Origin of the sequence: Achromobacter sp. ACM04 (genome assembly GCF_014851465.1) — a bacterium.
In the GTDB taxonomy this organism is placed as follows: Bacteria; Pseudomonadota; Gammaproteobacteria; order Burkholderiales; family Burkholderiaceae_B; genus Achromobacter; species Achromobacter aegrifaciens.
The window spans coordinates 632,869-658,789 of sequence record NZ_JACUZS010000004.1 but is presented as its reverse complement, the minus strand read 5'-3'; the positions used below and the strand labels follow the sequence as shown (position 1 = coordinate 658,789).

At 67.6% G+C, this 25,921-nt stretch carries 21 protein-coding genes; 13 read left to right on the top strand and 8 right to left on the bottom strand.

Annotated elements, in window-relative coordinates; genetic code table 11:
• Nucleotide 1: 1 nt before the first annotated feature.
• Nucleotides 2-373: a TssQ family T6SS-associated lipoprotein gene (locus IB259_RS24950; RefSeq protein ID WP_054457206.1), complete on the bottom strand. Its 372-nt coding sequence runs from the start codon at nucleotides 371-373 to the stop codon at nucleotides 2-4.
• A gap of 118 nt (nucleotides 374-491) precedes the next feature.
• Here IB259_RS24950 and tssJ point away from each other — a divergent pair, with 118 nt between their 5' ends.
• From tssJ to IB259_RS24920, 6 genes are read left to right on the top strand one after another with little or no spacing between them, the layout of a single operon-like run.
• Nucleotides 492-1,052: a type VI secretion system lipoprotein TssJ gene (gene tssJ / locus IB259_RS24945; RefSeq protein WP_054457203.1), complete on the top strand. Its 561-nt coding sequence runs from the start codon at nucleotides 492-494 to the stop codon at nucleotides 1,050-1,052.
• A gap of 18 nt (nucleotides 1,053-1,070) precedes the next feature.
• The gene (tssK, locus tag IB259_RS24940; protein WP_192330383.1) at nucleotides 1,071-2,405 is read left to right on the top strand and encodes a type VI secretion system baseplate subunit TssK; all 1,335 of its coding nucleotides are present in this window, start codon (nucleotides 1,071-1,073) and stop codon (nucleotides 2,403-2,405) included.
• 27 nt (nucleotides 2,406-2,432) lie between these two features.
• On the top strand, nucleotides 2,433-3,710 hold the full coding sequence (locus IB259_RS24935; RefSeq protein ID WP_192330381.1) for a DotU family type VI secretion system protein: 1,278 nt from the start codon (nucleotides 2,433-2,435) through the stop codon (nucleotides 3,708-3,710).
• Nucleotides 3,707-7,336, top strand: coding sequence for a type VI secretion system membrane subunit TssM (gene tssM / locus IB259_RS24930; RefSeq protein ID WP_054457198.1), 3,630 nt, complete (start codon nucleotides 3,707-3,709; stop codon nucleotides 7,334-7,336). Before IB259_RS24935 ends, tssM begins: the two co-directional genes overlap by 4 nt.
• A gap of 13 nt (nucleotides 7,337-7,349) precedes the next feature.
• Nucleotides 7,350-8,066 carry a type VI secretion system-associated protein TagF gene (gene tagF, locus IB259_RS24925; RefSeq protein WP_054457308.1) on the top strand — a complete coding sequence of 239 codons (717 nt, stop codon included), beginning with the start codon at nucleotides 7,350-7,352 and terminating at the stop codon, nucleotides 8,064-8,066.
• A 19-nt stretch (nucleotides 8,067-8,085) separates the two neighbouring features.
• A complete protein-coding gene (locus tag IB259_RS24920) occupies nucleotides 8,086-9,438 on the top strand; it encodes a hypothetical protein (RefSeq protein WP_192330379.1) in 1,353 nt (450 codons plus the stop codon).
• 60 nt (nucleotides 9,439-9,498) lie between these two features.
• Here the strand turns inward: IB259_RS24920 and lysA are convergent, their stop codons facing one another.
• Nucleotides 9,499-10,791, bottom strand: coding sequence for a diaminopimelate decarboxylase (gene lysA, locus IB259_RS24915; RefSeq protein ID WP_054457194.1), 1,293 nt, complete (start codon nucleotides 10,789-10,791; stop codon nucleotides 9,499-9,501).
• Nucleotides 10,788-10,949 (bottom strand): lipoprotein, encoded by a 162-nt coding sequence (locus IB259_RS24910; RefSeq protein WP_225590469.1) that lies wholly within the window; start codon nucleotides 10,947-10,949, stop codon nucleotides 10,788-10,790. Before IB259_RS24910 ends, lysA begins: the two co-directional genes overlap by 4 nt.
• Before the next feature lie 54 nt (nucleotides 10,950-11,003).
• Here IB259_RS24910 and cyaY point away from each other — a divergent pair, with 54 nt between their 5' ends.
• Nucleotides 11,004-11,333: an iron donor protein CyaY gene (gene cyaY, locus IB259_RS24905; RefSeq protein ID WP_013396958.1), complete on the top strand. Its 330-nt coding sequence runs from the start codon at nucleotides 11,004-11,006 to the stop codon at nucleotides 11,331-11,333.
• A 60-nt stretch (nucleotides 11,334-11,393) separates the two neighbouring features.
• Here cyaY and IB259_RS24900 read toward each other — a convergent pair whose 3' ends face one another.
• Nucleotides 11,394-13,841 carry a penicillin-binding protein 1A gene (locus tag IB259_RS24900; RefSeq protein ID WP_054457191.1) on the bottom strand — a complete coding sequence of 816 codons (2,448 nt, stop codon included), beginning with the start codon at nucleotides 13,839-13,841 and terminating at the stop codon, nucleotides 11,394-11,396.
• Nucleotides 13,842-13,955: 114 nt separating this feature from the next.
• On the opposite strand from IB259_RS24900, the gene IB259_RS24895 reads away from it, so the two are divergent.
• Genes IB259_RS24895 through IB259_RS24885 form a run of 3 tightly spaced genes read left to right on the top strand, consistent with a single transcriptional unit; the run spans nucleotide 13,956 to nucleotide 16,821 of the window.
• Nucleotides 13,956-14,597 (top strand): shikimate kinase, encoded by a 642-nt coding sequence (locus tag IB259_RS24895; RefSeq protein ID WP_054457189.1) that lies wholly within the window; start codon nucleotides 13,956-13,958, stop codon nucleotides 14,595-14,597.
• Nucleotides 14,594-15,670 carry a 3-dehydroquinate synthase gene (gene aroB, locus IB259_RS24890; protein WP_125472556.1) on the top strand — a complete coding sequence of 359 codons (1,077 nt, stop codon included), beginning with the start codon at nucleotides 14,594-14,596 and terminating at the stop codon, nucleotides 15,668-15,670. Before IB259_RS24895 ends, aroB begins: the two co-directional genes overlap by 4 nt.
• Nucleotides 15,671-15,693: 23 nt before the next feature.
• Nucleotides 15,694-16,821 (top strand): deoxyguanosinetriphosphate triphosphohydrolase, encoded by a 1,128-nt coding sequence (locus IB259_RS24885; RefSeq protein ID WP_175181583.1) that lies wholly within the window; start codon nucleotides 15,694-15,696, stop codon nucleotides 16,819-16,821.
• A 31-nt stretch (nucleotides 16,822-16,852) separates the two neighbouring features.
• Here IB259_RS24885 and IB259_RS24880 read toward each other — a convergent pair whose 3' ends face one another.
• Together IB259_RS24880 and IB259_RS24875 are read right to left on the bottom strand one after the other, a co-directional pair.
• Complete coding sequence (locus IB259_RS24880; protein ID WP_054457184.1) at nucleotides 16,853-18,046, bottom strand: M20 aminoacylase family protein; 1,194 nt, start codon at nucleotides 18,044-18,046, stop codon at nucleotides 16,853-16,855.
• A gap of 23 nt (nucleotides 18,047-18,069) precedes the next feature.
• Entirely contained in the window at nucleotides 18,070-19,071 is a 1,002-nt protein-coding gene (locus IB259_RS24875) for a tripartite tricarboxylate transporter substrate binding protein (protein WP_192330416.1), read from the bottom strand.
• 127 nt (nucleotides 19,072-19,198) lie between these two features.
• Between IB259_RS24875 and IB259_RS24870 the strand changes: the two genes are divergently transcribed.
• Nucleotides 19,199-20,101, top strand: a complete 903-nt coding sequence (locus IB259_RS24870; RefSeq protein ID WP_192330377.1) for a LysR family transcriptional regulator — start codon at nucleotides 19,199-19,201, stop codon at nucleotides 20,099-20,101.
• Between the two features lie 19 nt (nucleotides 20,102-20,120).
• On the opposite strand, the gene IB259_RS24865 is transcribed toward IB259_RS24870, so the two are convergent.
• Together IB259_RS24865 and uvrA are read right to left on the bottom strand one after the other, a co-directional pair.
• A complete protein-coding gene (locus IB259_RS24865; RefSeq protein ID WP_054457179.1) occupies nucleotides 20,121-20,783 on the bottom strand; it encodes a glutathione S-transferase family protein in 663 nt (220 codons plus the stop codon).
• Nucleotides 20,784-20,828: 45 nt separating this feature from the next.
• Nucleotides 20,829-23,672 (bottom strand): excinuclease ABC subunit UvrA, encoded by a 2,844-nt coding sequence (gene uvrA / locus IB259_RS24860; RefSeq protein WP_370126359.1) that lies wholly within the window; start codon nucleotides 23,670-23,672, stop codon nucleotides 20,829-20,831.
• A gap of 187 nt (nucleotides 23,673-23,859) precedes the next feature.
• On the opposite strand from uvrA, the gene IB259_RS24855 reads away from it, so the two are divergent.
• On the top strand, nucleotides 23,860-25,077 hold the full coding sequence (locus IB259_RS24855) for an MFS transporter (protein ID WP_054457175.1): 1,218 nt from the start codon (nucleotides 23,860-23,862) through the stop codon (nucleotides 25,075-25,077).
• 280 nt (nucleotides 25,078-25,357) lie between these two features.
• On the top strand, nucleotides 25,358-25,879 hold the full coding sequence (gene ssb, locus IB259_RS24850) for a single-stranded DNA-binding protein (protein WP_192330376.1): 522 nt from the start codon (nucleotides 25,358-25,360) through the stop codon (nucleotides 25,877-25,879).
• Nucleotides 25,880-25,921 lie beyond the last annotated feature (42 nt).

Below are 25,921 nucleotides of genomic sequence, written 5' to 3'. Positions count from 1 at the left end.
GTTAACGGATCTGGGACGCTTGCGCCGCCTGGAATGCCGGTCCCCACTGGGGGTGTCCGGCCTCATTCGGCGCGAGCTGGAACGAGGGCTGCAGCTGCAGGATGCGCGCGAAGCTGTCCTCGCACAGTTGGCGATAGTTGGTCACGCAGTAGCTGAAGGCCTGCAGCTTGAGCGCTTCGACCCGCATGGGCGTGGGCGCGGTGGCAAGCGCGTCGGAAGTCGCCACCGTGCGCACGACGGCTCCGAAGCGGCTGGCGGCATATTCGTCGCGCACCTGCTGCAGCGCTTCCACGGCTTGCGGCGATGGGGTGGAAGCACAGGCTGCAAGCAGCGCGAGCGTGGATATCAAGCAAATGCGTGCGGACTGTTTCATGGCGCGGGCGTGTCGTTCGGAGTGTGTAGGCCTGGTCATTCCGCCGATGATAGCGGCCCGCCGTGCAAGGTATGCGTCGCGGCGTAACAGACGTGTGTACTTTTATTTCCGAGGTCTTATGAACGGTCCATGCCTACGAGTGATTCCGACGGGACGGCGGCGCACCGCGGCGATTCTCGCGGCTGCGTTGACGGCGGCGATGCTCGCGGCATGCTCGTCGACGGCCAAGCGAGTGCCCGTGCCGTACGCGATCGAACTGCGCGCGGATCCGAAAGTGAACCAGAACGCCAGCGGCAGGCCCTCGCCGGTGCAGGTGACGATCTATGAACTGAAATCGGCCAGCATCTTCGAATCGCGCGACTTCTTCACCTTGCAGGGCGATGCGCATGCGGCGCTGGGCGCGGAGCTGCTCAATGTCGACCAGGTCATCCTGAAACCGGGTGAAACCAAGGTGGTGCAGTACCCAGGCAACGCCGAGGCGCGCGTGGTGGGCGTGGTGGCGGCCTATCGCGAACTGGAGCAAAGCAAGTGGCGGCTGCTGGTGTCGTTGCCCGAGGCGCAGAACACCAACATCTACAAGGTCTGGCAGTTTTCGCCGAACGAGGAGACGGTGAAGGTCGCGGTCAAGCGCGACGGGCTGGAAGAAGTGGATCGCAGCCGTTCGTGGTGGCCCTTTTAGAAGCGAAGAGAACCGCACATGGTGAGTAGAGACAAAGTGATCTGGTCGGAGGGCATGTTCCTGCGGCCGCAGCATTTCCAGCAGTTTGAACGCCATATGCTGCATACCGCGCAGCAGCGCGCAGCCACGCTTCAGGGATGCTTCTGGGGCTTTGGCCTGCTGTCGCTGGACCGCGACGCGCTGGCGATCGGCAAGGTGGCGCTGACCCGGGCGCAAGGCGTCATGCCCGACGGCACGCCTTTCGATTTCTCGCATCCGGACGCGGCGCCCGCGGCGTTCGAAGTACCGGCGCAGACGCGCGGCGCGCGCATCGTGCTGGCCCTGCCGCGCGTGCGCGCCGGCGCCAGCGACGTCATCTACGAAGGCGAGGAAGACACGCTGGCGCGCTATCTGGTGCACGAGGCCGAAGTGGAAGACAGCGGCTCCGTGGCGCTGGAACCCGTCCTGATGCAGCTCGGACGCTTGCGGCTGCGGTTGATGCTGGAAGACGAACTCACCGACGACTGGCTCGGCCTGGGCGTGGCGCGCGTGCTGGAGCGGCGTTCAGACAACCGGGTGGTGCTGGACGAAGGCTATGTGGCGCCGTGGCTGGCGGCGGGCGAGCATCCGGTTCTGCGGGGCTTCGTCGATGAACTGCAGGGGCTGCTCGACGCGCGCAGCGAGGCGCTGGCCTCGCGCCTGTCGCAGCCCGGCCGCGGCGGCGTTTCCGAGGTGTCGGACTTCATGCTGCTGGAAACCGTCAACCGCTATATGGGTTCGATCTGGCATGCGCGGCAGCTTCCGGCGCAGCATCCCGAACGCCTGTTCCACGACTGGCTGATGCTGGCCTGCGACCTGGCCACCTTCACGTCCGCCACGCGCCGGCCCGGTGTGCTGCCGGACTACGTGCACGATGATCTGCAGGGCAGCTTCACGCCTTTGATGAACGAGCTGCGCCGCTCCCTGTCGGCCGTGCTGGAGCAGCGCGCCTTGCAGATACCGCTGCAGGACCGCGGCCAGGGCGTGCGCGTGGCGCAGATCCAGGACGCGGAACTGTTGCAGTCGGCCGGCTTCGTGCTGGCGGTGCATGCGGACCTGGGCGTGGAGACCGTGCGGGCGCGCTTTCCGGCGCAGGTCAAGATCGGTCCGGTGGAACGCATCCGCGACCTGGTGCACCTGCAATTGCCGGGCGTCGCCGTGCGCGCGCTGCCCGTGGCGCCGCGACAGATTCCGTACAGCGCCGGACATGTCTATTTCGAACTGGATAAGAGCGGCGAATTCTGGAAGCAGCTGGAGCGCACCGGCGCGCTGGCGTTGCATCTGGCGGGCGATTTTCCCGGGCTGACGATGGAGTTCTGGGCGCTGCGCGACTGAGCGCGGCCAAACCAGGCGGAGACAACTATGCATGCTTCGGATCACACGCTGGCCGGCCCTCCGGGCGGCATCGGCGAAGGCGCTGCCAATACGGCGGGCAGGCTGCGTCCCCACGATTACGTCATCAGCGGCGCCAATCCGCTGGTGGCGGCGGCCAACCCGCTGCTGGACCTGATCCCGCAGATCCGCGCCACGGCGACGCATCCCTCGCCTGCGATGCTGCGCGAGCACCTGCTGGACGAAGTGCGGCAGTTCGAGCTGCGCGCGCAGCAGGCGGGCATCCCCAACGAAACCATACTGGGCGCGCGCTACTGCCTGTGCACGGCGCTGGACGAGGCCGCGGCGCTCACGCCATGGGGCGGGGGCGGCGTGTGGTCCGCGCACAGCCTGCTGGTCACGTTCCACAACGAGACCTGGGGCGGAGAAAAGTTCTTCCAGCTGCTGGCCAAGCTGTCGCAGAACCCCGGGCAGCACCTGGATCTGCTGGAGTTGCTGTATTACTGCCTGCTGCTGGGCTTCGAAGGGCGCTACCGCGTGATCGACAACGGCCGCTCGCAGCTGGAAACGCTGCGCCAGCGCCTCTTGCGCATCCTGCGCGGCGCGCGCGGCGATTATCCGCTGGCGCTGTCTCCGCATTGGCGCGACGAGCCGGCGCAGACGCCATTGCGCCGCCTGCCCGTGCCGCTGTGGGTGTTCGGCGCGTTGGCAGCCGTCCTGGCGCTGGCCCTGTACTGGGGCCTGGGCTGGCGTCTGGGCAGCGAGTCCGACGGCGTGTTCGCGTCCATCGCCAAGCTGCGTCCGCCCACGGTGCAGATCGCCCCGACCGCCGTGAAGCGGCCCGCGCCCGCGCCGCGGCTGGCGGTGTTCCTGGCGCCCGAGATCCGCGACCAGTTGGTCACCGTGCGCGATGAGGTGGACCGCAGCGTGGTGGTGCTGCGGGGCGACGGCGTATTCGAATCTGGCGCCAGTTCCGTGCGCGACCAGTACCTGCCGGTGCTGTCGCGCGTGGCCGATGCCTTGCGCGAGACGCAGGGCAGCATCCTGGTGCGCGGCTACTCCGACAACACGCCGATGCGCAGCGCACGCTTTCCGTCCAACTGGCATTTGTCGCAGGCGCGCGCGGATGCGGTCAAGGACATGCTGGAGCAACGCCTGGACCAGACGGCCCGCGTGCGCGCGGAAGGGCGCGGCGACGCTGATCCGGTGGCGCCCAATGACACGGCCGCGGGCCGCGCGCTGAACCGGCGGGTGGAGATCACGGTGCTGGTGCCGCCGGTGGGGCACGAGCAGGGAGGACAGGAATGATCTACAGGCTGTTCGGATGGTTCTTCAGCCGCCGCGTGTGGAACTTCCTGGGGCTGGTGGCCCTGGCGGTGCTGATCTGGATCGCGGGGCCGCTGATCGCCATCGGCACGGTGCGCCCGCTGGAAAGCGAAACGGTGCGCATCGCCGTCATCGTGGCGATGTTCGCGATCTGGCTGCTGCGGCTGTTGTGGCGAAAATGGCGCGAAGGGCGCTTGAACGCGCAGCTGCTGAGCCAGTTGCGGCGGCCCCGGCCCAAGGCGGAAAAGCCGCTGGAGGAAGCCGCCGGCAACGACGAGATACGCCAGCTGGAGGCGCGCTTTCACGAGGCCGTGGAACTGCTGCGCAAGACCCGCTTCGAGAGCCGCGGCAGGCGCGGCGCGCTGGACCGGTTCTCCAAGCAGTACCTGTATCAGCTGCCCTGGTACGTGATCATCGGCGCGCCGGGCGCGGGCAAGACCACCGCGCTGGTGAATTCAGGCTTGAATTTTCCTCTGGCCGAACGCTACGGCAAGGTGGCCTTGCGTGGCGTGGGCGGCACGCGCAATTGCGACTGGTGGTTCACTGACGATGCCGTGTTGCTGGACACGGCGGGGCGCTACACCACGCACGAAAGCGATCCGACCGGCGACGAAGAAGAGTGGCGCGGCTTTCTCGGCCTGCTGTCCAAGTACCGCGGCCGCCAGCCCATCAACGGCGCCATGCTCACTGTCAGCGTCGAAGACCTGCTGTCGGCGTCGGATGCGGAACGGGCGCAGCATGCGGCTGTGCTGCGACGCCGCCTGCAGGAATTGCGCGAGCAGCTGGGCATCGCATTCCCGGTGTATGTGCTGGTGACCAAGACGGATCTGCTGTCCGGTTTCGAAGAGTACTTCGCTTCCTTTACCCGAGAGGAGCTGGCGCAGATCTGGGGCTTTACCTTGCCGTATGCGCGCGCGCAGGAGCCGGGTTTCGACCTGTATGAAGCCTTTCATGAAGAGTATGCGCTGTTGCAGCGGCGGTTGGATGACGCCTTGCCTGAAGTGGTGGCGGCCGAGAGCGATCCTGCGCGGCGCGCGCTTGCCTACATGTTGCCGCAGCAGTTCGCGGGCCTGCAGGCCATCCTGGGCCATTTCCTGAGCGATGTGTTCGCGACTTCGAAATTCGAGGCGCGGGTCATTCCGCGAGGCGTCTACTTCACCAGCGGCACGCAGGGCGGAGAGACCTTCGACCAGGTGACTGGCCATCTGAAGCGCTACCTGCGCATCGACGGCGGCGCCGCGCCCGCGGCCAGCGTGCCGGGCGAGGCGGAAGGACGCAGCTACTTCCTGAAGAACCTGCTGCAGGACGTCATCTTCCGCGAGGCCGGCCTGGCCAGCCGCAACCTGCGTTGGGAACGCCGCTATCGGCAGTTGCACTGGGCGGGGTACGGCCTGGTGACAGCGGCCTTCCTGGCTTTGGTCGCGGGTTGGACGATGAGCTATCGCAACAACGCCGATTACGTGGAAGAGGTGGCGCGGCGGGTGCCGGCGGTGGAGAAGCTTAGCCGCGACATCAAGATCACGCGCACCGGCGACCTGCTGGGGCTGATGCCGTTCCTGGACAGCCTCTGGTACCTGCCCCAGCACGAGGGCTTCGAGATCGACAATCCGCCCCTGAGCTATCGCTATGGCCTCTACCAGGGCCAGAAGCTGCGGGCGGCGGCGCAGGGCGTGTACGGCAACACGCTGGACCAGGTGCTGCTGCCGCAGGTGGCGCGGCGCGTCGAGACCGCCCTGCGCGACGCCTCGGCCAGCGACCTGGAGTATTCCTACGAGGCGCTGCGGGCCTATCTGATGCTGTACGAGGCCGAACGCTACGACGCGGAGTTCATGCATGCGTGGCTGCTCTCGGACATGCAGGCCACCCTGCCTGAAGGCTACACGCGGCGCCAGTATGAGCAGCTGTCGCTGCACCTGCGCAACCTGACGCAGAGCCACGTGCTTGCGTCGCCGTTTCCCAAGGACGACGCGCTGGTGGCCCAGGCGCGCGAGAAGCTGGCGCGCTACACGCTGGCGCAACGCGCCTACAGCCGGCTGCGCCGCACCCTGGCCAACGCCGACGCGGCGCCCGAGATCACGGTGGTGACCCTGGGCGGCGCGCAGGCCAGCGCCGTCTTCGTGCGCAAGAGCGGCAAGCCGTTGAGCCAGGGCATTCCCGCGCTCTACAGCTATCGCGGCTATTGGGACGTGTTCAACAAGCGCGTGACCGGCGTGGCCGAGGTGCTGCGTTCGGATGATGCGTGGATCCTGAACATCCCGTTGCGCAGCCAGCTGGACCAGACTGCGCAACGCCAGCTGGTGGTCGACATCAAGCGCTTGTACATGAACGACTACGTAGCGCAGTGGGACGGCTATCTGAACGATATGCAGCTGGCGCCCAGCAAGTCGCTGCTGCAGAACATCCAGATGGCGCGCACCTTGTCCGCGCCGGAGTCTCCGCTGGTGCAGCTGGTGCGCGGCGTTGCGCGCGAGACCTCCTTGCTGCGCGATACCGGCAAGGATGACCGCTCGCTGGTGGACCAGGCACGCGACCGCGTCAGCAGCACGCGCGAGGCGCTGGAGCAGATGTTCGGGCCAACCGGGCCCGGCGCGGCCATGCGGGCCGACGCCACCGACGAGAAGCTGGAGCGCATCGTAGACCAGCATTTCGAGCCGTACCGGCGGCTGGCCGAAGGCGAGGGCGCGGCGGCCGGCGCCACCTCGCCGATCGCAGCTACCACCGGCCTCATCAACGAGCTCTATACCTATCTGACGGCGGCGGATGCGGCCTTGCGCAGCGGCAGCCCCGCGCCCAGCTCGGATTCCGTGACCAAGCTGAGGGCCGAGGCGGGCCGCTTGCCAGGGCCGCTGCGCGACGTGCTCAACTCGCTGTCGGTGAACGCGTCCGGCGAGGTGTCCGACGTGGCCCGCGCGCGCATGGGCGAGACCGTGTCCGCCACCATCGGCATGTTCTGCGGCCAGTCCGTGGCCGGACGCTATCCGTTTTCGAGCCGTTCGGCGCGCGACGTGGCGCCCAACGATATGGCGCGGCTGTTCGGGCCCAATGGCCTGATGGACGACTTCTTCCAGAAGAACCTGGCGAACCAGATCGACGTTTCCGGACAGCGCTGGCGCTTCAAGCCCGGCATCGACGGCAAGTCGGGGGAGAACTCCACCACGCTGGACGCGTTCCAGCGCGCGGGCGTGATCCGCGACGTGTATTTCATGGCGGGCAACCCCATGCCCTCGTATCGGGTGGCCATCAGGCCCGTGGAAATGGACGCGGGCATTACCCAGTTCGTGATGGACGTGGATGGCCAGGCGGTGCGCTACGCGCATGGTCCGCAGGTGGCGACCACGGTGCAGTGGCCCGGTCCGCGCGGCAGCAACCAGGTGCGCATCGAGCTCACGCCGCAGGTCGGCGCGGCTGGCATGACCACGTCGGGCCCCTGGGCGCTGAACCGCATGCTGGACCGCGCCCAGCTGCGGCGGGGGGCCACGCCGGAGGTCACGCTGGCCACATTCGATCTGGGCGGGCGCAAGGTGGTGCTGGAGATCACCGCCAGCAGCGTCAAGAGCCCTTTCCATCTGGCCGAGATGCAGGCGTTCGCCTGCCCGGGCGCGTCGTGAACAGGACATGGACATGGAGCTAGCAGTGGAGCGTGGGCGTGTGGGCTGGTACGGCAAGATTCCGGCGGCGGGCGACTTCGTGCACCGGCGCCTGCCGCGCGAGCTGATCACCTGGTGGGACCGCTGGCTGCAGTTCGGGCTGGCGGCGCTGAAGCAGGCGCCGGACGTCAATGCCGCGCGCGGTTTCGCGTCGGCGCCCATCTGGAATTTCGCGATTCCCGCCGGGCCGGGCGCGGGTGTCGCACAGCTGGGCTGCATCACGCCCAGCCGCGACCGGGTGGGCCGGGGCTACCCGCTGTGCGTGGTCATGGCCGTACCGCCCGCGCAGTACCACAGCAGCATCCTGGATGGCGCCAGCGACTACTACCGGCAGATCGGCGCCAGCATGCTGGCGGCGGTGCGCCATGGCTGCCCGGCGGAGCAGTTCGACCGCAGCCTGCAGCAGGTGCGTACGCCTGCCGCAGCGCCGGGCGCCGCCGCGCCGCGCGGCGGCAGCGACATCATGGACATCCTGAGCGCCGGCCGCGAGCAGGATTCCGCGCCGCTGGCGCGCCGCGCGCTGGGCGCCTGGCCCGACCTGCCGTTCTGCTTCAACCCCAGTTCCCACACCAGCTATTGGTGGACCAACCAGGCGGACGGCGCGGCCTTGCAGACCTACATCCATGGCGGCGCGCTGAACGCGACGCTGTTCGCCAGGCTGTTCTCATCCCTGCCGACCTGGCATCCCTGAATCTGCCGGAGGACCGCGCATGCTACGAACTTCAGCTGTGCCGCCTGGACCGGGCGCGGGGGGCTTCCCGGCCGCGCCAGATGTGGAGCGCCTGGACGATATCCTGCGCCTGCCGCCCGGGCGGCTGCGTGAACAGGAGATCCTGCGAGTGGTCGCCGGCCTGTCCGCGTCCCTGGCCGCCATGCACGAAGGCGGCCGGGCGCATGGCGGCATTTGCCCAGATGCCGTGGTACGCGACGGGCAGGGTTTTGCCGTCCTGGCGCCGCCTTTCGATGTGGCGCCCGATGACGAAGACGCAGCGCGACATGCCGGTTACGCCGCGTTCGAACAGTACACGGACGATCCGGGGCATTCTTGCGGCCCCTGGACGGACGTGTACGGGCTGGCGGCGCTGGCGTACTTCCTGGCGACGGGCGCGGCCCCTCCAGGCGCGCTGGCGCGCCGTGTACGCGACGATTGCCCGCCTCTGGATGAGTGGCATCCGGGCGCCTATCGGGCGGCCTTCTGCGCCGCCGTGGACGAGGGCCTGGCGATGGAGGCGCAGGCGAGGCCGCGGACAGCCGTGGCGCTTGCTGCGGCGATGGGCGTGATCCCGCCGGCGGTGCCGGCTCCTGCGGCGGTTTCTGTGGCCGCTCCTGTGGAGGATCCGGAGCCGGACATGACCGCGCCTTCATTGATGATGGAGACGCCCGCCGGCGACCTTGCCGATCCGCCGCCGGCCGCCGCTCGCCTGACCGCGATGCGGCCGGAACACCCGACGCGCGCGCGGCGCATGCTGCCGCTGGCCGTGGCGGGCCTTTTGCTGCTTGCGGCGGGGGGATATGCATGGCTGCGGCCGGCACAGCCGCCGGTGGAGCTGGCTGGCGTGGCGCCGCCTCAAGCTCAGCAGCAACCCCAGCCCCAATCGGAGCCACCGTCCCAACCGCCGCCGCAACCCCTGCCGCCGTCGGAACCACAGCCGCAACCCGCGCCCGCGCCGACTCCACCGACCCCGCCGGATTCCCCCGCCGCGGCCCTACCAGCCTCGCCGCCGCAGGCCGCAGCCACTGGCTCCACCATGCCGTCCGCCAGCCCGAAGCCAGATAGCGCCCCTGAGCCTGAAGCCGCGGCGGCCCCCGCCGCGTCAGAGCCCGCCGCGCCCGCGACGCCGCCGCCTCAGGCGGCGCCTGTCACGGTGCGCGTGGCCGTGCGTCCGTGGGGAGAGGTGGTGGTCAATGGCCGCTCGCGCGGCGTCAGCCCGCCGCTGCGCGAACTGTCCCTGCCGCCAGGCCGTTACCAGGTGACGGTGCGCAACGCATCAGCGGGCGATTACCGCATGACCCTGACAGTAGCGCCGGGCCGGCCGGTTTCCATCACGCATGAGTTCGAGTGAAATGAGCGGCATCGCGCCCCTATGCGGCGCGCGGTCCGCGCCGCGGATGGCGGCAGCCCCTCAGGGCAGCGTGGATTCGCCCTTGAGCAGGTCGTCCAGCGTTTCGCGCTGGCGCACGACGTAGTACTTGTCACCGTCGACCATGGCTTCCGCCGCGCGGGGGCGGGCGTTGTAATTGCTGGCCATGGCCATGCTGTAGGCGCCCGCGGACTCCACCGCCAGCAGGTCGCCCTGTTGGAGAGCAAGCTTGCGCTGCCGGGCCAGCCAGTCGGCGCTTTCGCAGACCGGGCCGACGATGTCGTATAGGGTTTCGTCGCCCGCGCGCGGATGCACGGGGCGCACGCCGTGGAAGGCTTCGTACAGCGCGGGACGCAGCAGGTCGTTCATGGCGGCGTCGACGATGGCGAAGTTGCGCGCTTCCGAGTGCTTCAGGTACTGGACCCGCGTGAGCAGCACGCCGGCGTTGCCCACCAGCGAGCGGCCGGGCTCCAGCACCAGGTGCAGATGGCCGAAGCCGCGCGCGTTCAGGCGTTCGAAGACACGGTCCAGCAAGGCCTGGGGCGAGGGCGGGATCTCATCCGTATAGCGGATGCCCAGGCCGCCGCCCAGGTCCAGATGGACGATCCGGATGCCGGCCTGATCCAGCTTTTCGATCAGGTCCAGCAGCTTTTCCAGCGCGTCGAAATAGGGACTGATGTCGGTGAGCTGCGAACCGATGTGGCAGTCCACGCCCACGATTTCCAGGGCCGGCAGCGACTGGGCCAGGCGGTAGACGTCCAGCGCCGATTCGATGGCGATGCCGAACTTGTTTTCCTTCAGGCCGGTGGAGATGTATGGATGCGTCTGCGCATCCACGTCCGGATTCACCCGCAGCGAAACGGGCGCGCGCAGACCCATGTCATGCGCGATTTCCGACAGCCGGCGCAGTTCGGCTTCGGACTCGACGTTGAAGCACTTGACCTTGGCGGCCAGCGCGGCGCGCATTTCCCAGGCCTGCTTGCCCACGCCGGAAAATACGATCCTGGACGGGTCCGCACCGGCCGCCAGGGCGCGCTTGAGCTCGCCGCCGGAAACGATGTCGAAGCCCGCGCCCAGGCGCGCGAATTCCTTCAGGACGGCCAGGTTGGAATTGGCCTTCATGCCGTAGCAGACCAGCACCGGATGCTGGCCGACGGCATTGCGGTAGGATTCCCAGGCAGCCTTGAGCGCGGCGCGCGAGTATACGTACAGCGGCGTGCCCAGCTTTTCGGCCAGGTGATCCAGCGGCACGTCCTCGGCGTACAGGACATTGTTGCGGAACTGGAAGTACGGATGACCGGCCAGTTCAGGCTGCGCGGGGAATCGGGGGGTCATGGAATGGACTGCACCGGCGGGATGGGCGTCGGTTGCGGCTGCGGCTGCGTGCGCGAGGGCGGCTTGCCGTCCGGCGTCGGCATGTACAAGGGGCCCTTATACCCGCAGGCGGCAACCATGCCGGTCGCCAGCAGCGTGGCTACAATGCGAAGGACCATGCGGCGAAATGCCAAGTGGAACACTGGGAACTCCTAAATCTTGCAGGCTCGATTATGACCGAAACCGAATTTCTTGCGTTGATCGACCAGGTGCTGAACAGCATCGAAAGCCAGGCCGATGACTGGGCGGCTTCGCTCGATGTCGACGTCGAAACCAGCCGCAGCGGCAATGTGCTGACGATGGTTTTCGAGGACAACACCCATGTGGTGGTGAACAGCCAGGCTGCCATGCAGGAGCTGTGGGTCGCGGCGCGCAGCGGCGGCTTTCACTACCGCTACGATGGCCAGCACTGGAACGATACCCGAGGCGGCCCGCAGTTGCCGGATGCCCTGTCGCAGATCTGTTCCGCGGCAGCCGGCGTACCCGTGACGATACGCCTGTAAAACGTCAGCTTCAGGCGAAAAAAAGGCCGGCCCCATGGGGCCGGCCTTGTCATTTGCGCGTCAGAACGGAATCTTCTGGGACCAGGGCGTGTTGCCTTGCGTACCTACGCCCGGCGCCACCTTGATCCGGGTTTCCTCGCTGGTGCTGCCGTTCAGGCCGTTGAGGAACTCACCCAGCGTGTCGGCCTCGGGCAAGCCCAGGCGCGCCACCGCTTGTCCGGGCGGGAATTCGGAGAAGTAGAACTCGCCGTTTTCGACCAGCAGGCCATCGGGGCGGGGACGCGGCTTCTCTTCGGGCACGCCCTTGAGGACCGTCTGCATGTAATCGACCCAGATCGGCATGGCGACGCCGCCGCCGGTTTCGCGCGAACCCAGGGACTTGGGCTGGTCAAAGCCCAGCCACGCGGTGGCGACCAGCGACGGGGTGTAGCCGGAGAACCAGGCGTCCACCGATTCGTTGGTGGTGCCGGTCTTGCCTGCGATGTCGTTGCGCTTGAGCAGGACGCGGGCGCGCGCTGCGGTGCCGTAGGTGGCCACGCCGCGCAGGATGTCGTCCATGACCCAGGCCGTGCGCGGATCGATGGCGCGGGCCGCGGCGTCGCCGGCCACGACCGGCTTGGACTGCATGATGACCTTGCCGCTGCTGTCGGTGACGCGGTCGATCAGGTAGGGCGTGACGCGGTAGCCGCCATTGGCGAACACCGAGAAGGCGCCGGCCAGCTGCAAGGGCGTGACCGAGCCCGCGCCCAGCGCCAGCGGCAACACGGCGGGCTGGCGGGCCTTGTCGAAGCCGAAGCGGGTCAGGTAGTCCTGCGCGTACTGCGGGCCGATGGCCTGCAGGATACGGATCGACACCATGTTCTTGGACTTGTACAGGCCCTGGCGCAGGGTCAGCATGGGTTCGTACTGATTGCCGTAGTTCTTCGGGTTCCAGGCCTTGGAGCCGGTCTGCGCGGCCGTCAGTTCGAAGGGCTGGTCCGAGATCTGCGTGCCCGGGGTCAGGCCGCGTTCCAGCGAAGCGGCGTAGATGAAGGGCTTGATGTTCGAACCCGGCTGGCGCCAGGCTTGCGTCACCCGGTTGAAGTTGCCGCGGTAGAAGTCAAAGCCGCCGACCATGGCGCGGATGGCGCCATCTTGCGGCGACAGCGCCACGAAGGCCGCCTGCACCGAAGGCAGGTTGATGATTTCCCAGTTGTCGCCGAACTTGCGGATGTAGACCACGGAGCCGCGCTTGATGCGCTGCTCGGGCTTGGCCTTGTCGTTCAGCGCGCGCGCCACGACGCCCAGCACCTTCTTGTCGGTGACGGTGATGATCTCGCGCGAGCTGCGCGCCAGCTTCACTTCGGTGGGGCTGGCCGACAGCACCAGCGCCGTCAGCAGGTCGCCGCTGTCGCTGAACTTGTCGAACACGCCGTCCAGGAATTCGTCCAGCGCCTGCGGGTTGTTCTCGGTGCCCGGCGGCAGGTCGAGCTGTTCCTCGGGGCCGGGGTAGGGCGCGCGGCGCGTGTATTCCAGCACGCCTTCGCGCACGGCGCGGTAGGCCGCTTCCTGGTCCTTGGACTGCACGGTGGTGTAGATATTGATGCCGCGCGAATAGACGTTGTCCTGGTACACGTTGAACAACAGCTGGCGTGCCAGTTCCGCCACGTACTCGCCATGGATGGAATAGCCGCCGGCCGGCGTGCCTTCCGCGGACTTCATGACGATGGGCTGGGCCAGCGCCTGCTGGTATTCCGGTTCGGTCAGGTAGCCCAGCGAGTGCATGCGGCCCAGCACGTAGCGCTGGCGCAGCTCGGCGCGCGGGCGGTTGGCGATAGGGTTGAAACGCGAGGGCGCCTTGGGGATGCCGGCCAGCATGGCGGCTTCCGCAGGCGTGACTTCGGACAGGGGCTTGCCGAAGTAGGTGCGCGAGGCGGCCGCGAAACCATAGGCGCGGTGGCCCAGGTAGATCTGGTTCATGTAGAGCTCGAGGATCTGGTCCTTGGTGAGCTCCGACTCGATCTTGAAGGTCAGCAGCAGTTCATAGAACTTGCGCGAATAGGTCTTTTCCGACGACAGGTAGAAGTTGCGCGCCACCTGCATCGTGATGGTGCTGGCGCCCTGCGACTTCGACATGCTGACCAGGTTGGTCAGGCCGGCGCGCGCCACGCCCATCCAGTCGATCCCGCCGTGCTGGTAGAAGCGGTCGTCCTCGGCCGCCAGCACCGCGGACTTCATGACGTCCGGGATTTCGTTGAAGCGCAGCACGTTGCGGCGCTCTTCGCCGAATTCGCCGATCAGGACGCGGTCCGCCGTAAAGACGCGCAGCGGCACCCGGGGGCGGTAGTCCGTCATGGCGTTCAGGTCGGGCAGGTTGGGCCAGGCCAGCGCCAACGCCATCCCAGCCAGCAGCACGCCGCACAGGAACAGGCCGGCAAAGAAAATGCCGGTTTTTACGAAGAATCGCAGTATCGGGGAACCGCTCTTGGCGGGCTTGTCTTTCTTGGAGGAATTCTGGGGCTTGCTCATCGCGGCGATTTTACGGGTATCTCCGGGTCCGTCTTGGCACGGGGCACCGGTTTCTGTAACAAAATCGTTCAGTGTGGTAGGCGGGCAACTGGCGGCTGATGTGATAATGCCGTCATGAACTTTTCCGCTAACTCATGTCCGGAGGCTGACCCGGACCCGGCGTCCTCCTGCGAGACGCCCGAAAACCAGCCTTGCGCGATCGAGTGCACAGGCAAGGCCGCCACGCTGCCGCATGACCTGCCGGTTTTCCTGGTCGGGATGATGGGCGCGGGCAAGACCACCATAGGGCGTGGCCTGGCGCGTGCCCTGGGGCGCGAGTTTATGGACTTGGATCATGAGCTCGAGGCGCGTTGCGGCGTGCGGGTGCCGGTAATCTTCGAAATCGAGGGCGAAGCCGGTTTTCGTCGCCGGGAATCTGCCGCCTTGGAAGAGTGTACCCAACGGCGCAACATAATTCTTGCCACCGGCGGCGGCGCGATCCTGGCGCCGGAAAACCGTCAGCGCCTGCGCGAGCGCGGCATCGTGGTCTACCTGCGCGCCAGCGTGGACGAACTGTTCCGCCGCACCTGCCGCGACCGCAACCGTCCCCTGTTGGCCACGGCCGACCCGCGCGGCACGCTGCGCGATCTCATGACCCTGCGGGAACCCCTCTATAAGGAAGTAGCCGACCTGGTGGTGGAGACGGGCGCCATGCCCATACACACCCTGGTCAAGGCGCTGCTGCCGCAACTGCAAGCCTTCGAGAAGCGCATATGAACGTAGTACACGTGGACACCCCGGGCGGAGCCTACCCGATCCACATCGGCCCCGGCCGCCTGGACGCCCTGGACCAGTGCATCCCCGCCGACGCCACCGCGATCGCCGTGGTGACCAACCCGACCGTCGCCGCCCTGTACGGCGAGCGCGCCGAAGCCGCGCTGGCCCGGACCGGCAAGCGGGTGCTGCGCATCGAATTGCCCGACGGCGAGGCCTATAAGGACTGGCAGTCGCTGAACCTGATCTTCGACGCGCTGCTGGGCAACCGCCTGGACCGCCGCTGCGTGCTGGTGGCGCTGGGCGGCGGCGTCATCGGCGACATGACCGGTTTCGCGGCCGCGGTCTACATGCGCGGCGTGCGCTTCCTGCAGGTGCCCACGACGCTGCTGTCGCAGGTCGATTCGTCGGTGGGCGGCAAGACCGCCGTCAACCATCCGCTGGGCAAGAACATGATCGGCGCGTTCTACCAGCCGGTCGCAGTCGAAATAGACACCGACGTGCTGAACACGCTGCCGGCGCGCGAGGTGTCCGCGGGCCTGGCCGAAGTGATCAAGTACGGCCTGATCCTGGACCCGGAATTCTGGTCCTGGTGCGAGGACAATGCGCAGAAGCTGCGCGAACTGGACCCCGAGGCGGTCGCCTACGCCATCCGCCGCTCCTGCGAACTCAAGGCGCAAGTGGTGGGCAAGGACGAGCGCGAGTCCGGCCTGCGCGCCATCCTCAACCTGGGCCACACCTTCGGCCACGCCATCGAATCCGGCCTGGGCTACGGCGCCTGGCTGCATGGCGAAGCCGTCGGTTGCGGCATGGTGCAGGCTGCCGAGCTGTCGGCCGACGTCGCCGGCTTTGACCGTGCCGACGTGGAGCGCGTGCGCGCGCTGGTGGTCGCCATCGGCTGTCCCGTCGTGGCCCCCGACCTGGGCGCCGACCGCTGGCTGGACCTGATGCAGGTCGACAAGAAGACCGAAGGCGGCTCGATCCGCTACGTGCTCATGACCCGCATCGGCGAGGCCATGATGCGCGCGGCCCCCGACGACGCCGTGCGCGCCGTGCTGGCCCGCACCACCCAATAGCCGTGATGGAGACGGTGTTGCAGATGAAAGAACTGGCTTCCTATGCATCCCACCCGTCTCAATCGCGCGGGCGGACCTATGCCGAGCCGCCGCCGGAAAACCGGACGGAGTTCCAGCGCGACCGCGATCGCATCGTCCATTCCAGCGCCTTCCGGCGCCTGGAATACAAGACCCAGGTCTTCGTGAACCACGAGGGCGACCTGTTCCGCACCCGCCTGACCCACAGCCTGGAAGTGGCCCAGATTGCGCGCACGCTGGCGCGCAGCCTGGGCCTGTCCGAAGACCTGACCGAAGCCATCTCGCTGGCGCACGACCTGGGCCACACGCCGTTCGGTCATGCGGGCCAGGATGAACTCAACGCCTGCATGCGCGAATTGGCGCCGGAGGCGGGCGGCTTCGAGCACAATCTGCAAAGCCTGCGGGTGGTGGACGAACTGGAAGAACGCTACGCGGACTTCAACGGCCTGAACCTGTGCTTCGAAACGCGCGAAGGCATCCTCAAGCATTGTTCGGCCGCGCATGCGCGGCAGCTGGGCGACGTGGGCCAGCGCTTCCTCGACCGCACCCAACCCTCGCTGGAGGCGCAGTTGGCCAACCTGGCGGACGAGGTCGCCTACAACAACCACGACATCGACGACGGCCTGCGCTCGGGCCTGATCACGCTGGAACAGCTGAAGGAAGTGTCGATCTTCGAGCGCCACCACGCCCACGTGCTGGAAAGCTATCCGGGGCTGGCTGCGCGTCGCGCGGTGGCCGAGACCATACGCCGCATGATCAATACGCTGATCGTCGACCTGACGCGGACCTCGTTGGCGCGCATCCGCGAGTTCGCTCCCGCCACTGCCGACGACGTGCGCCGCGCGCCGCCGCTGGCGACCTTTTCGCCCGAGATCCGGAGCGAGGCCGACGCGCTGAAGAAATTCCTGTTCGACAACCTGTACCGCCACTACCGCGTGTTGCGCATGACGACCAAGGCGCGGCGCATCGTGCGCGAGCTGTTCGCGGCTTTCCTGGACGATCCGCGGCTGTTGCCGCCCGACTATCGCCGGCCGGCTTTCAACGAGCAGGCCCGCGCCATCGCCGACTACATCGCGGGCATGACGGACCGCTACGCCATCCGCGAGCACAAGCGCCTGTTCGAGATGGCCTGAGGCCCGTGGGCCTCAGGCTTGCGCCGCGGCCTCAGCCCGCCAGATAGCGCTGCGTCAGCAGCACCCAGTAGGCAGCGCCCACGGGCAGGCTGTGGTCGTTGAAGTCATAGCCCGGGTTGTGCACCATGCAGGCCCCATGCCCGCTGTTGAAGCCTTCCGCCGAGCCATCGCCATTGCCCACCAGCAGGTAGGACCCTGGCACTTCCTCCAGCATGAAGGCGAAGTCCTCGCTGCCGGTCAGCGCGCGGGTCTGGAGTTCCACCTGGTCGGCGCCCACCAGTTCCACCGCCACCTGGCGCGCGAAATCGGTTTCTTCGCGGGTGTTGACCAGCACGGGATAACCGCGGCCGTAGTCGATGGTGGCGCGCACCTGATAGCTGGCCGCCTGGCTGTGGACCAGTTCCGTGATGCGGGCTTGCAGCGTGTCGCGCACGCCGCGGTCCAGCGCGCGCACGCTGAGTTTCAGCGTGGCGGTCTGGGGGATGACGTTGTTGGCTTTGCCTGCGTTGAATGCGCCGACCGTGATCACCGCCATGTGCAGGGGATCGATATTGCGGGCGACGATGCTTTGCAGGCCCAGCACGATGGCCGCGCCAGCCACCACCGGATCGGCGGCGCAATGCGGCATCGCGCCGTGCCCGCCCACGCCTTCCAGCACGATGGTGACGTTGTCGGACGAAGCCATCGCGGCGCCGTCGCGCAGCAGCAGGCGGCCTTGCGGATGGCCCGGCATGTTGTGCATGGCGAAGATGGCGTCGCAGGGATACTTGCTGAACAGTCCGTCTTCCATCATGCGCTTGGCGCCGCCCAGGCCTTCCTCGGCGGGCTGGAAGATCAGGTTGAGCGTGCCGTCGAAGTCGCCATGCCTGGCCAGGTGGTGCGCGGCCGCCAGCAGCATGGCGGTGTGGCCGTCGTGGCCGCAGGCGTGCATGACGCCTTCGTTGCAGCTGGCGTGTTCCAGGCCCGTCGCTTCCTGGATGGGCAGGGCGTCCATGTCGGCGCGCAGGCCCAGGCGCTTGCCGCCGCTGCCGCGGCGCAACTGCCCCACCACGCCGGTGCCGCCCAGCCCGCGTTCCACTTCATAGCCCCATTGCGTCAGGCACTGCGCCACCAGGTCGCTGGTGCGGAATTCCTGGAAGCCGAGTTCGGGGTGGCGGTGGATGTCGCGGCGGATCGAGACGAATTCGTCGGCCTGGGCGGTCATCGCCTGCAGGATGGGATGCATGTCGGAGAGGTCCTGGAATCGGGTCACTGGTTGCCTGCCAGTTTCACGTGGCTGGAGATTTCGCGGAAGCGCTCGGTCTCGGCGCGGTACATGGCGTCGGCCTGTTCCGCGCTCATGGGGGCGGAGACTTCGATGTTCTGGTGCGCCAGGCTGTCCTTCACCGCCGCATCCTGCATGGCGGCGTTGAGCGCTGCGTTCAGGCGCGCCACCACGTCTTGCGGCGTGTCGCGCCTGACGAAGTAGCCAGTCCAGGTGGTGAAGTTGAAGCCCTTGAGCAGTTGGCCTTCGTTGACCGACGGCACGGTCTTGAGCGCGGGCAACTGGCTGCGCTGCGGGTCCAGGCTGGCCAGCAGCTTGATGCGGCCCTGCTCGGCCAGCGCCACCTGCTGCTGCGACAGCGGCAGGATGGCCAGGTCCACCTGGCCGCCGCCGATGTCCTGCATCAACGGCGCGCCGCCCTTGTAGGGCACATGCATCATGTTGGCGCCGATGGTGCGCGCCATGTGCTCGCCCAGCACGTGGTACAGCGAACCCACGCCCACGCTGCCGAACGTCAGCGGCTGGGTGGCCGAGCGCGAGCGCGCCAGCGTGACCAGCTCGTCGGCATTGTTGGCGGGCAGGTCGGCGCGCGCCACGATCACCAATGGGGCCATGCCGATCATCTGCACCAGGCGGAAATCCTCGCTCTTGAGCTTGACCGCGGGATTGGCAATGGGGGACAGGATCAGCTCGTTGGGCGAGCCCTGGAACAGGTAATAGCCGTCAGCCTTGGCGCCCAGCACCTTCTGTGCGCCCAGCGCGCCGCTTACGCCGCCCAGGTTCTCCACCAGCACGGGTTGGCCCAGTTGCTTGGAGACGGGCGGGGCCACCACGCGGGCGATGGAATCGGACGCGCCGCCGGCCGGGTAGGGCACCATCATCATGACGGGCCGGTCGGGATAGTCTGCGGCCCGGGCGCCCTGGGCCAGCAGCGCCGCGCCCAGCGCCAGCGCACAGCCGGCCAGGCGCAGGCCATTGGAAAGCATGCTCACGAAATTCCCCTTGGAATGATCTAGTCGTGATCCGCATGCTAGGGACAGGCCTCGCTAGTTGTCTAACGAATTGTTATTCTGGAAGCTAGAAAAAAAACTCATACTTAATCGGGACCCGGGCATGAATCTCAAGCAGCTCGAACATCTGCTGGCCGTGGCCGAGGCGGGTTCCTTCAGCCGTGCGGCCGAACGCCTGTACCTGACCCAGTCGGCGCTCAGCCGCAGCATCCGCCTGCTGGAAGAAGACCTGGGCGCGCGCCTGCTGGACCGCATGGGCAAGCGCACGGAGCTGACCCCGCTGGGCCTGACCGTCGCCGGCCGCGCGCGGCGCATCCTGTTCGAATCGGGCGAGCTGCGCCGCAGCGCGGAACTGCTGACCCAGGGCGACCGGGGCAGCATCAGCATCGGATTGGGTTCAGGGCCGGGCGTCATGCTCATGACGCCGCTGCTGGCGCACGTGGCGCGGCACTATCCGCAGTTGCGGCTGGACGTGATGCGCGGCTCGCCCGAGGCCCATCTGGCGCTGTTGCGCCAGCGGCGCCTGGACGCGCTGGTGGTCGATACGCGCGGCATCGTGCCGGCGGCCGACCTGCGCATCGAACCCATCTCGGAAATGCGCGCCGGATTCATCTGCCGCCGCGGCCATCCGCTGGCCCAGGCCGGGCGGCCGGCGCGCTTCGCGGAGGTTGCGGCCTATCCGCTGGCGTCCACGTTTCTCGCAGCGGATACCGTGCGCATCGTGGTCGACCATTTCGGCGTCGAGGCGGATCCGCAGACCGCGATGCGCCTGCGCTGCGATGAAATCGGCAGCGTGCTGGAAGCGGTGCGCGTGTCGGACGCGGTATTCCTGGGCATCGTGGGCGCGGCGCGGGTCGGCATCGCCGCGGGCGAACTGACGGAACTGCCTACCGACCCGCCGCTGCGCAGCCACGCGCTGTTTGCAATGGTGACGCTGACGGGCCGCACCGAGGCGCCGGCGATGGCGCTGGTGCGTGAATTCGTGGCCCAGCGCCTGCGCGATTGAACGCGCCGATTGACGTGCTTCAGCGCTGCTTGCGGTAGGGCTCGTCCTCGGGCACGAAGGTGGCTTCCGCGAGCGCGTCGCGGGTCCATTCCTGCATGGCGGGCAGCGCCAGCACGGCGTCCATGTAGTCGCGCACCGGGCCGGACGCCGCGATGCCATAGGTCGTGAAGCGCGAGACCACCGGCGCGAAGAAGGCGTCGGCGATCGAGAACTCGCCGAACAGGAACGGCCCGCCCTGGCCGAATGCCGCGCGCGTGTCGCGCCAGATCGCTTGCAGGCGCTCGATGTCCTGTTGCGCGGCCGCAGGAAAGTCGATGCCGGGCAGGTGCGCTTCGACGTTCATGGGCAGCGCCTGGCGCATCGCGCCAAAGCCGCTGTGCATCTGCGCGGTGAGCGACCGCGCGCGGGCCCGGGCGCGCGCGTCCTGGGGCCACAGGCGGGCTTCGGGATGGCGTTCGGCCAGGTACTCGCAGATCGCCAGCGTGTCCCAGATCGCGAACTCGCCATCCAGCAGCACCGGAACCAGCCCCGCGGGCGACACCGCGCCCACGCGGCGCGAGAATTCCTCGGTGAAGAAGCCGAGCTTCTGCTCGGTAAAGGGTATGCCTGCGGCGCGCAAGGCGATCCACGGCCGCAGGGACCAGGACGAGTAGTTCTTGTTGCCGATGATCAAGGTGTACATGCCGCGATCCTTCCTAGCCGTTGATGTGATGGTTCAGGCGCCGGTTCAGCGGCGCAGCAGTTTGCCCAGGTATTGTCCGGTGTGGCTGGCGGACGTGCCGGCCACGTCTTCGGGCGTGCCCTGCGCCACCACGCGCCCGCCGCCGTCGCCGCCTTCGGGACCCATGTCGACCACCCAGTCCGCGGTCTTGATGACGTCCAGGTTGTGCTCGATGATCAGCACCGTGTTGCCGCTGTCGACCAGCTGGTTCAGCACCTGCAGCAGCAGCTCGATGTCTCGGAAATGCAGGCCCGTGGTGGGCTCGTCCAGGATGTAGAGCGTGCGGCCGGTGCTGCGCCGCGACAGTTCCTGCGACAGCTTCACGCGCTGCGCTTCGCCGCCCGACAGGGTGGTAGCGCTCTGGCCCAGCCGGATATACGACAGGCCCACGTCGATCAGCGTGTGCAGCTTGCGGGCGATGGCCGGCACGGACTCGAAGTATTCCAGCGCCTGCTCGACCGTCAGGTCCAGCACTTCGCTGATGTTGCGGCCGCGATAGCGGATTTCCAGCGTTTCGCGGTTGTAGCGCTTGCCGTGGCAGACGTCGCAAGGCACGTACATGTCGGGCAGGAAATGCATTTCGACCTTGACCACGCCGTCGCCCTGGCAGGCCTCGCAGCGCCCGCCCTTGACGTTGAAGCTGAAGCGCCCCGGGTCGTAGCCGCGGGTGCGCGCTTCCGGCACGCCCGCGAAGAGTTCGCGGATGGGCGTGAACAGGCCCGTGTAGGTCGCGGGGTTGCTGCGCGGCGTGCGGCCGATGGGGCTCTGGTCCACGCTGATGATCTTGTCGAAGTTCTCCAGCCCCTGCATCGACACGTAAGGAGCGGGTTCGCTCTGTGCATGATGCAGCTGGCGCGACACGGCGACCGCCAGCGTGTCGTTGACCAGCGTGGACTTGCCCGAACCGGACACGCCGGTCACGCACACCAGCCGGCCCGCGGGGATGCGCAGGTCCACGTTCTTCAGGTTGTTGCCGCTGGCGCCCGTCAGGGTCAGCCAGGACAGTTCGTCGTTGACGGGGCGTCGCTTCGGGATGGCGATGGCGCGCGCGCCGCTCAGGTACTGGCCGGTCAGCGACTGGGGGTCGCGCTGCACGGTTTCCGGGTCGCCCTGCGCCACCACCTGGCCGCCGTGCTCGCCCGCGCCCGGTCCCATGTCCACGACCCAGTCGGCCATGCGGATCATGTCTTCGTCGTGCTCCACGACGATGACGCTATTGCCTAGGTCGCGCAGGTGCTGCAGGGTGCCGATGAGGCGGTCGTTGTCGCGCTGGTGCAGGCCGATGGAGGGCTCGTCCAGCACGTACATCACGCCGGTCAGGCCCGAGCCGATCTGGCTGGCCAGGCGGATGCGCTGCGCCTCGCCGCCCGAGATGGTATCGGCGCTGCGGTCCAGCGACAGATAGTTCAGGCCGACGTTGTTCAGGAAGCTCAGGCGCGCCTCGATCTCGCGCACGATGCGTTGCGCGATCTCCTGCTTGGCGCCCGTCAGGCTCAGGTCGCGGAACCAGGTAAGGCAGGTCGACAGCGGCATGGCCTCGACCTCGTAGATGGCCTGACCGTGGCGTTCGCCGCCGCGCGGATCCTGGCCGATCAGCACGTTGCGGGCCTCGGGCCGCAGGCGCGAGCCGCCGCAATCCGGGCAGGTCTTGATGTTGCGGTACTTGCCGAGCTCTTCGCGCACGGTGGCCGAATCGGTTTCGCGCCAACGGCGCTCCAGGTTCGGGATCACGCCTTCGAATGTATGGCGCTTGACCGTGCTGCGGCCTTTTTCGTTCAGGTAGAGGAACGAGATCTCTTCGTCGCCGGAGCCGTACAGCACCTTGTCGCGCAACGCCTCGGGCAGTTCCTCGAAGGGCGCTTCGATGTCGAATTCATAGTGCGCCGCCAGGCTGGTCAAGAGCGAATGCGTGAAGGCGTTGCGGCGGTCCCAGCCGCGGATGGCGCCGGCCGCCAGGCTCAGCTCCGGGAAGGCGACCACGCGCTTGGGGTCGAAGAAGCCGACCTGGCCGATGCCATCGCAACTGGGGCAGGCGCCCATGGGATTGTTGAAGCTGAACAGGCGCGGCTCCAGCTCGGGCAGGCTGTGGCTGCACACCGGGCAGGCGTAGCGGCTGGAGAAGACCTGTTCGCGGCCGCTGTCCATGTCCAGCGCCAGGGCGCGGCCCTCGGCCAGCTGCAACGCGGTCTCGAAGCTTTCCGCCAGGCGCTGCTTGCTTTCAGGCTTGATGCGCAGCCGGTCGATGACGACGTCGATGTCGTGCTTCTCGGTCTTCTTCAGCGGCGCCATGCCGTCGATTTCGGTCAGCTGGCCGTCCACGCGCAGACGCACGTAGCCCTGCGCCTGCAGGCTGGCGCATTCGTCCTCGAAACTGCCTTTCTTGCCGCGGGCTATGGGCGCCAGTACCGCCAGCCGGGTTTCGGGCGTCCAGGACAGCACCGCGTCCACCATCTGGCTGACGCTTTGCGCCTGTAATGGCAGGCCATGGTCAGGGCAATAGGGCGTACCGACCCGCGCGTACAGGAGGCGCAGGTAGTCGTGGATCTCGGTGATGGTGCCGACGGTGGAGCGGGGGTTGTGGCCCGCGGCCTTCTGTTCGATGGAGATGGCCGGGGACAAGCCCTCGATCAGGTCCACGTCCGGCTTGTCCATCAGCTGCAGGAACTGGCGGGCGTAGGCGGACAGGCTTTCCACGTAGCGGCGTTGGCCTTCCGCGTACAGCGTGTCGAAGGCCAGCGACGATTTGCCCGAGCCGGACAAGCCGGTGACGACCACCAGCTTGTGGCGTGGCAGGTCGAGCGAGACGTTCTTGAGATTGTGGGTGCGCGCACCCCGAATGCGTATTGTCACGTCCATCGGGCTCTTTTAAGCGGTTTCAAAGGCCAACTTGGTACTATAGCGCGCCGAATCCCCCTGCGTTCGGGGCAGTACTCCAGCCTGGATAGACCCGGGGGGCGGCGCCGCACCGCCAGATCAGACCGTGAGCGTGTGACATCCACGCGCGCGGGCGAGTCCTAGTCATCGTTGAATTTTTCGCATGCAGGCAGATAAAAAACTGAAATTGACCCCGTCCGAACGCCGCGCCAGCGTGGCGCTGGCCGGACTGTTCGCCGCGCGGATGCTGGGGCTGTTCCTGTTGCTGCCCGTCTTCGCCGTGGCCGCCGCCGGCATGCCGGGCGGGGACGATCCGGCCCGCGTCGGCCTGGCGCTGGGCATGTACGGCCTGACCCAGGCCTTCATGCAGATTCCCTTCGGCCTGGCGTCCGACCGCTGGGGCCGGCGTCCCGTGGTGCTGTTCGGCCTGCTGCTGTTCGTGGCGGGCAGCATCGTCTGTGCACAGGCGTCCGACGTGTACTGGATCACCATCGGCCGCGCCATCCAGGGCGCGGGCGCGATTTCCGCGGCCGTCACCGCCTGGCTGGCGGATTCCACCCGCGACGAGGTCCGCACCCGGGCCATGGCCATGGTGGGCGGGTCGATCGGCCTGTCCTTCGCCGTGTCGCTGGTCCTGTCGCCCGTGCTGGTGGGCTGGTGGGGCCTGTCCGGCCTGTTCTGGACCATCGCCTGTCTGGGCGTGATCTGCCTGGCCGTGGCCGGCTGGGTGGTGCCCGTGGTGCCGCTGACCCAGGCCCGCACCATGCAGGCCGCCCGGCCGCGCGAAGTCCTGACCCACAGCGACCTGCTGCGCCTGAATTTCGGCGTTTTTGTCCTGCACCTGATCCAGGTGGCGCTGTTTGTCGTGGTGCCGGCCCTGCTGGCGAAGGTGGGCGGCCTGGACGCGCGCGAGCTCTGGAAGGTCTATCTGCCGGTCATCCTGGTTTCCTTCGTGCTGATGGTGCCGGTGGTGTTCGTCGCCGAAAAGCGCCGCGCCCATCGCGGCGCCCTGCGCGCCGCCGTGGCCGGGCTGGTGCTGGTGTGCGCCTTGCTGCCCGCGGCCAGCCATGGCTTCTACACCCTGGCAGCCGCCCTGACGGGCTTCTTCGTGGCCTTCAATGTGCTGGAAGCCCTGCAACCGTCGCTGGTGTCGCGGGTCGCGCCGCAGGCCTACAAGGGCCTGGCGCTGGGCTTCTACAACACCGCCCAGGCCGCCGGCCTGTTCGCGGGTGGCGCGCTGGGCGGCTGGCTGGCCTCGCATTCCGGTTCCAGCGCCGTTTTCATCGCCGCCGCCGCCCTGTCGGCGATCTGGCTGGCGGTGACCTGGGCCCTGCGGCCGTTGCCCGAACCGGACCGCCAGGCATCGGCGCGGGCCGGCTGAAAAGTCGGGATCCCACCCCGAAAAGCGCCCAACAGACGCGAAAATTCCATGGCTGGGGTGGACGGCTTTGTCACATCCTGGTTTGGCGCGGCGGGCGCTTTTCGTCGATAATACGCATCAAATCAGGGCTTCACTCAGGGTTCAACCCGGCGTCGCCGGTCATCGTTGCGGTGACCGGCGTGTTTCATGAAGCCGGTCTTCAACATCATCGCTTTTATGTTGTTGCCGGCGCGTCCGCGGCAACGCACACGCAGGCTGTCAACAACAGAGGGACAACGGCATGGCATCGGTTAACAAAGTCATACTCGTGGGCAATCTGGGACGCGACCCGGAAGTCCGCTACAGCCCCGAAGGGGCGGCAATCTGCAATATGTCCATTGCCACCACCTCCACCTGGAAAGACAAGGCTTCGGGCGAACGCCGCGAAGAAACGGAATGGCACCGCGTCGTCATGTACAACCGCCTGGCTGAAATCGCCGGCGAGTACCTGAAGAAGGGCCGCTCGGTCTACATCGAAGGCCGCCTGAAGACGCGCAAGTGGCAAGACAAGGACACCGGCGCTGACCGCTACAGCACCGAAGTCGTCGCCGACCAGATGCAGATGCTGGGCGGCCGCGAAGACGGCGGCGGCGGTGGCGCAAGCTTCGGCGGCGGTGGCGGCTACGACGACGCGCCTTCGCGCCCGCAGCAGCAGCGCTCCCCGGCCCAACGCCCGGCCCCGCAACAGCGCCCGGCTCCCGCCGCGGCTCCGGCCAGCAGCGGCGCTAATCTGGCGGATATGGACGACGATATTCCGTTCTAAGCCACAGCGCGGCATCAGACTTCAACAAGAACCCGGTAAATT

Coding starts and splice junctions, on each gene's coding strand:
- IB259_RS24935 (WP_192330381.1), top strand. CDS start 2,433: ATGCATGCTTCGGATCACACGCTGGCCGGCCCTCCGGGCGGCATCGGC.
- IB259_RS24865 (WP_054457179.1), bottom strand. CDS start 20,783: ATGTACACCTTGATCATCGGCAACAAGAACTACTCGTCCTGGTCCCTG.
- IB259_RS24885 (WP_175181583.1), top strand. CDS start 15,694: ATGAAAGAACTGGCTTCCTATGCATCCCACCCGTCTCAATCGCGCGGG.
- IB259_RS24895 (WP_054457189.1), top strand. CDS start 13,956: ATGAACTTTTCCGCTAACTCATGTCCGGAGGCTGACCCGGACCCGGCG.
- tssK (WP_192330383.1), top strand. CDS start 1,071: ATGGTGAGTAGAGACAAAGTGATCTGGTCGGAGGGCATGTTCCTGCGG.
- IB259_RS24875 (WP_192330416.1), bottom strand. CDS start 19,071: ATGCTTTCCAATGGCCTGCGCCTGGCCGGCTGTGCGCTGGCGCTGGGC.
- tssM (WP_054457198.1), top strand. CDS start 3,707: ATGATCTACAGGCTGTTCGGATGGTTCTTCAGCCGCCGCGTGTGGAAC.
- IB259_RS24950 (WP_054457206.1), bottom strand. CDS start 373: ATGAAACAGTCCGCACGCATTTGCTTGATATCCACGCTCGCGCTGCTT.
- aroB (WP_125472556.1), top strand. CDS start 14,594: ATGAACGTAGTACACGTGGACACCCCGGGCGGAGCCTACCCGATCCAC.
- IB259_RS24870 (WP_192330377.1), top strand. CDS start 19,199: ATGAATCTCAAGCAGCTCGAACATCTGCTGGCCGTGGCCGAGGCGGGT.
- IB259_RS24920 (WP_192330379.1), top strand. CDS start 8,086: ATGCTACGAACTTCAGCTGTGCCGCCTGGACCGGGCGCGGGGGGCTTC.
- ssb (WP_192330376.1), top strand. CDS start 25,358: ATGGCATCGGTTAACAAAGTCATACTCGTGGGCAATCTGGGACGCGAC.
- IB259_RS24900 (WP_054457191.1), bottom strand. CDS start 13,841: ATGAGCAAGCCCCAGAATTCCTCCAAGAAAGACAAGCCCGCCAAGAGC.
- IB259_RS24855 (WP_054457175.1), top strand. CDS start 23,860: ATGCAGGCAGATAAAAAACTGAAATTGACCCCGTCCGAACGCCGCGCC.
- tagF (WP_054457308.1), top strand. CDS start 7,350: ATGGAGCTAGCAGTGGAGCGTGGGCGTGTGGGCTGGTACGGCAAGATT.
- cyaY (WP_013396958.1), top strand. CDS start 11,004: ATGACCGAAACCGAATTTCTTGCGTTGATCGACCAGGTGCTGAACAGC.
- tssJ (WP_054457203.1), top strand. CDS start 492: ATGAACGGTCCATGCCTACGAGTGATTCCGACGGGACGGCGGCGCACC.
- IB259_RS24910 (WP_225590469.1), bottom strand. CDS start 10,949: ATGGTCCTTCGCATTGTAGCCACGCTGCTGGCGACCGGCATGGTTGCC.
- lysA (WP_054457194.1), bottom strand. CDS start 10,791: ATGACCCCCCGATTCCCCGCGCAGCCTGAACTGGCCGGTCATCCGTAC.
- IB259_RS24880 (WP_054457184.1), bottom strand. CDS start 18,046: ATGCATCCCATCCTGCAGGCGATGACCGCCCAGGCCGACGAATTCGTC.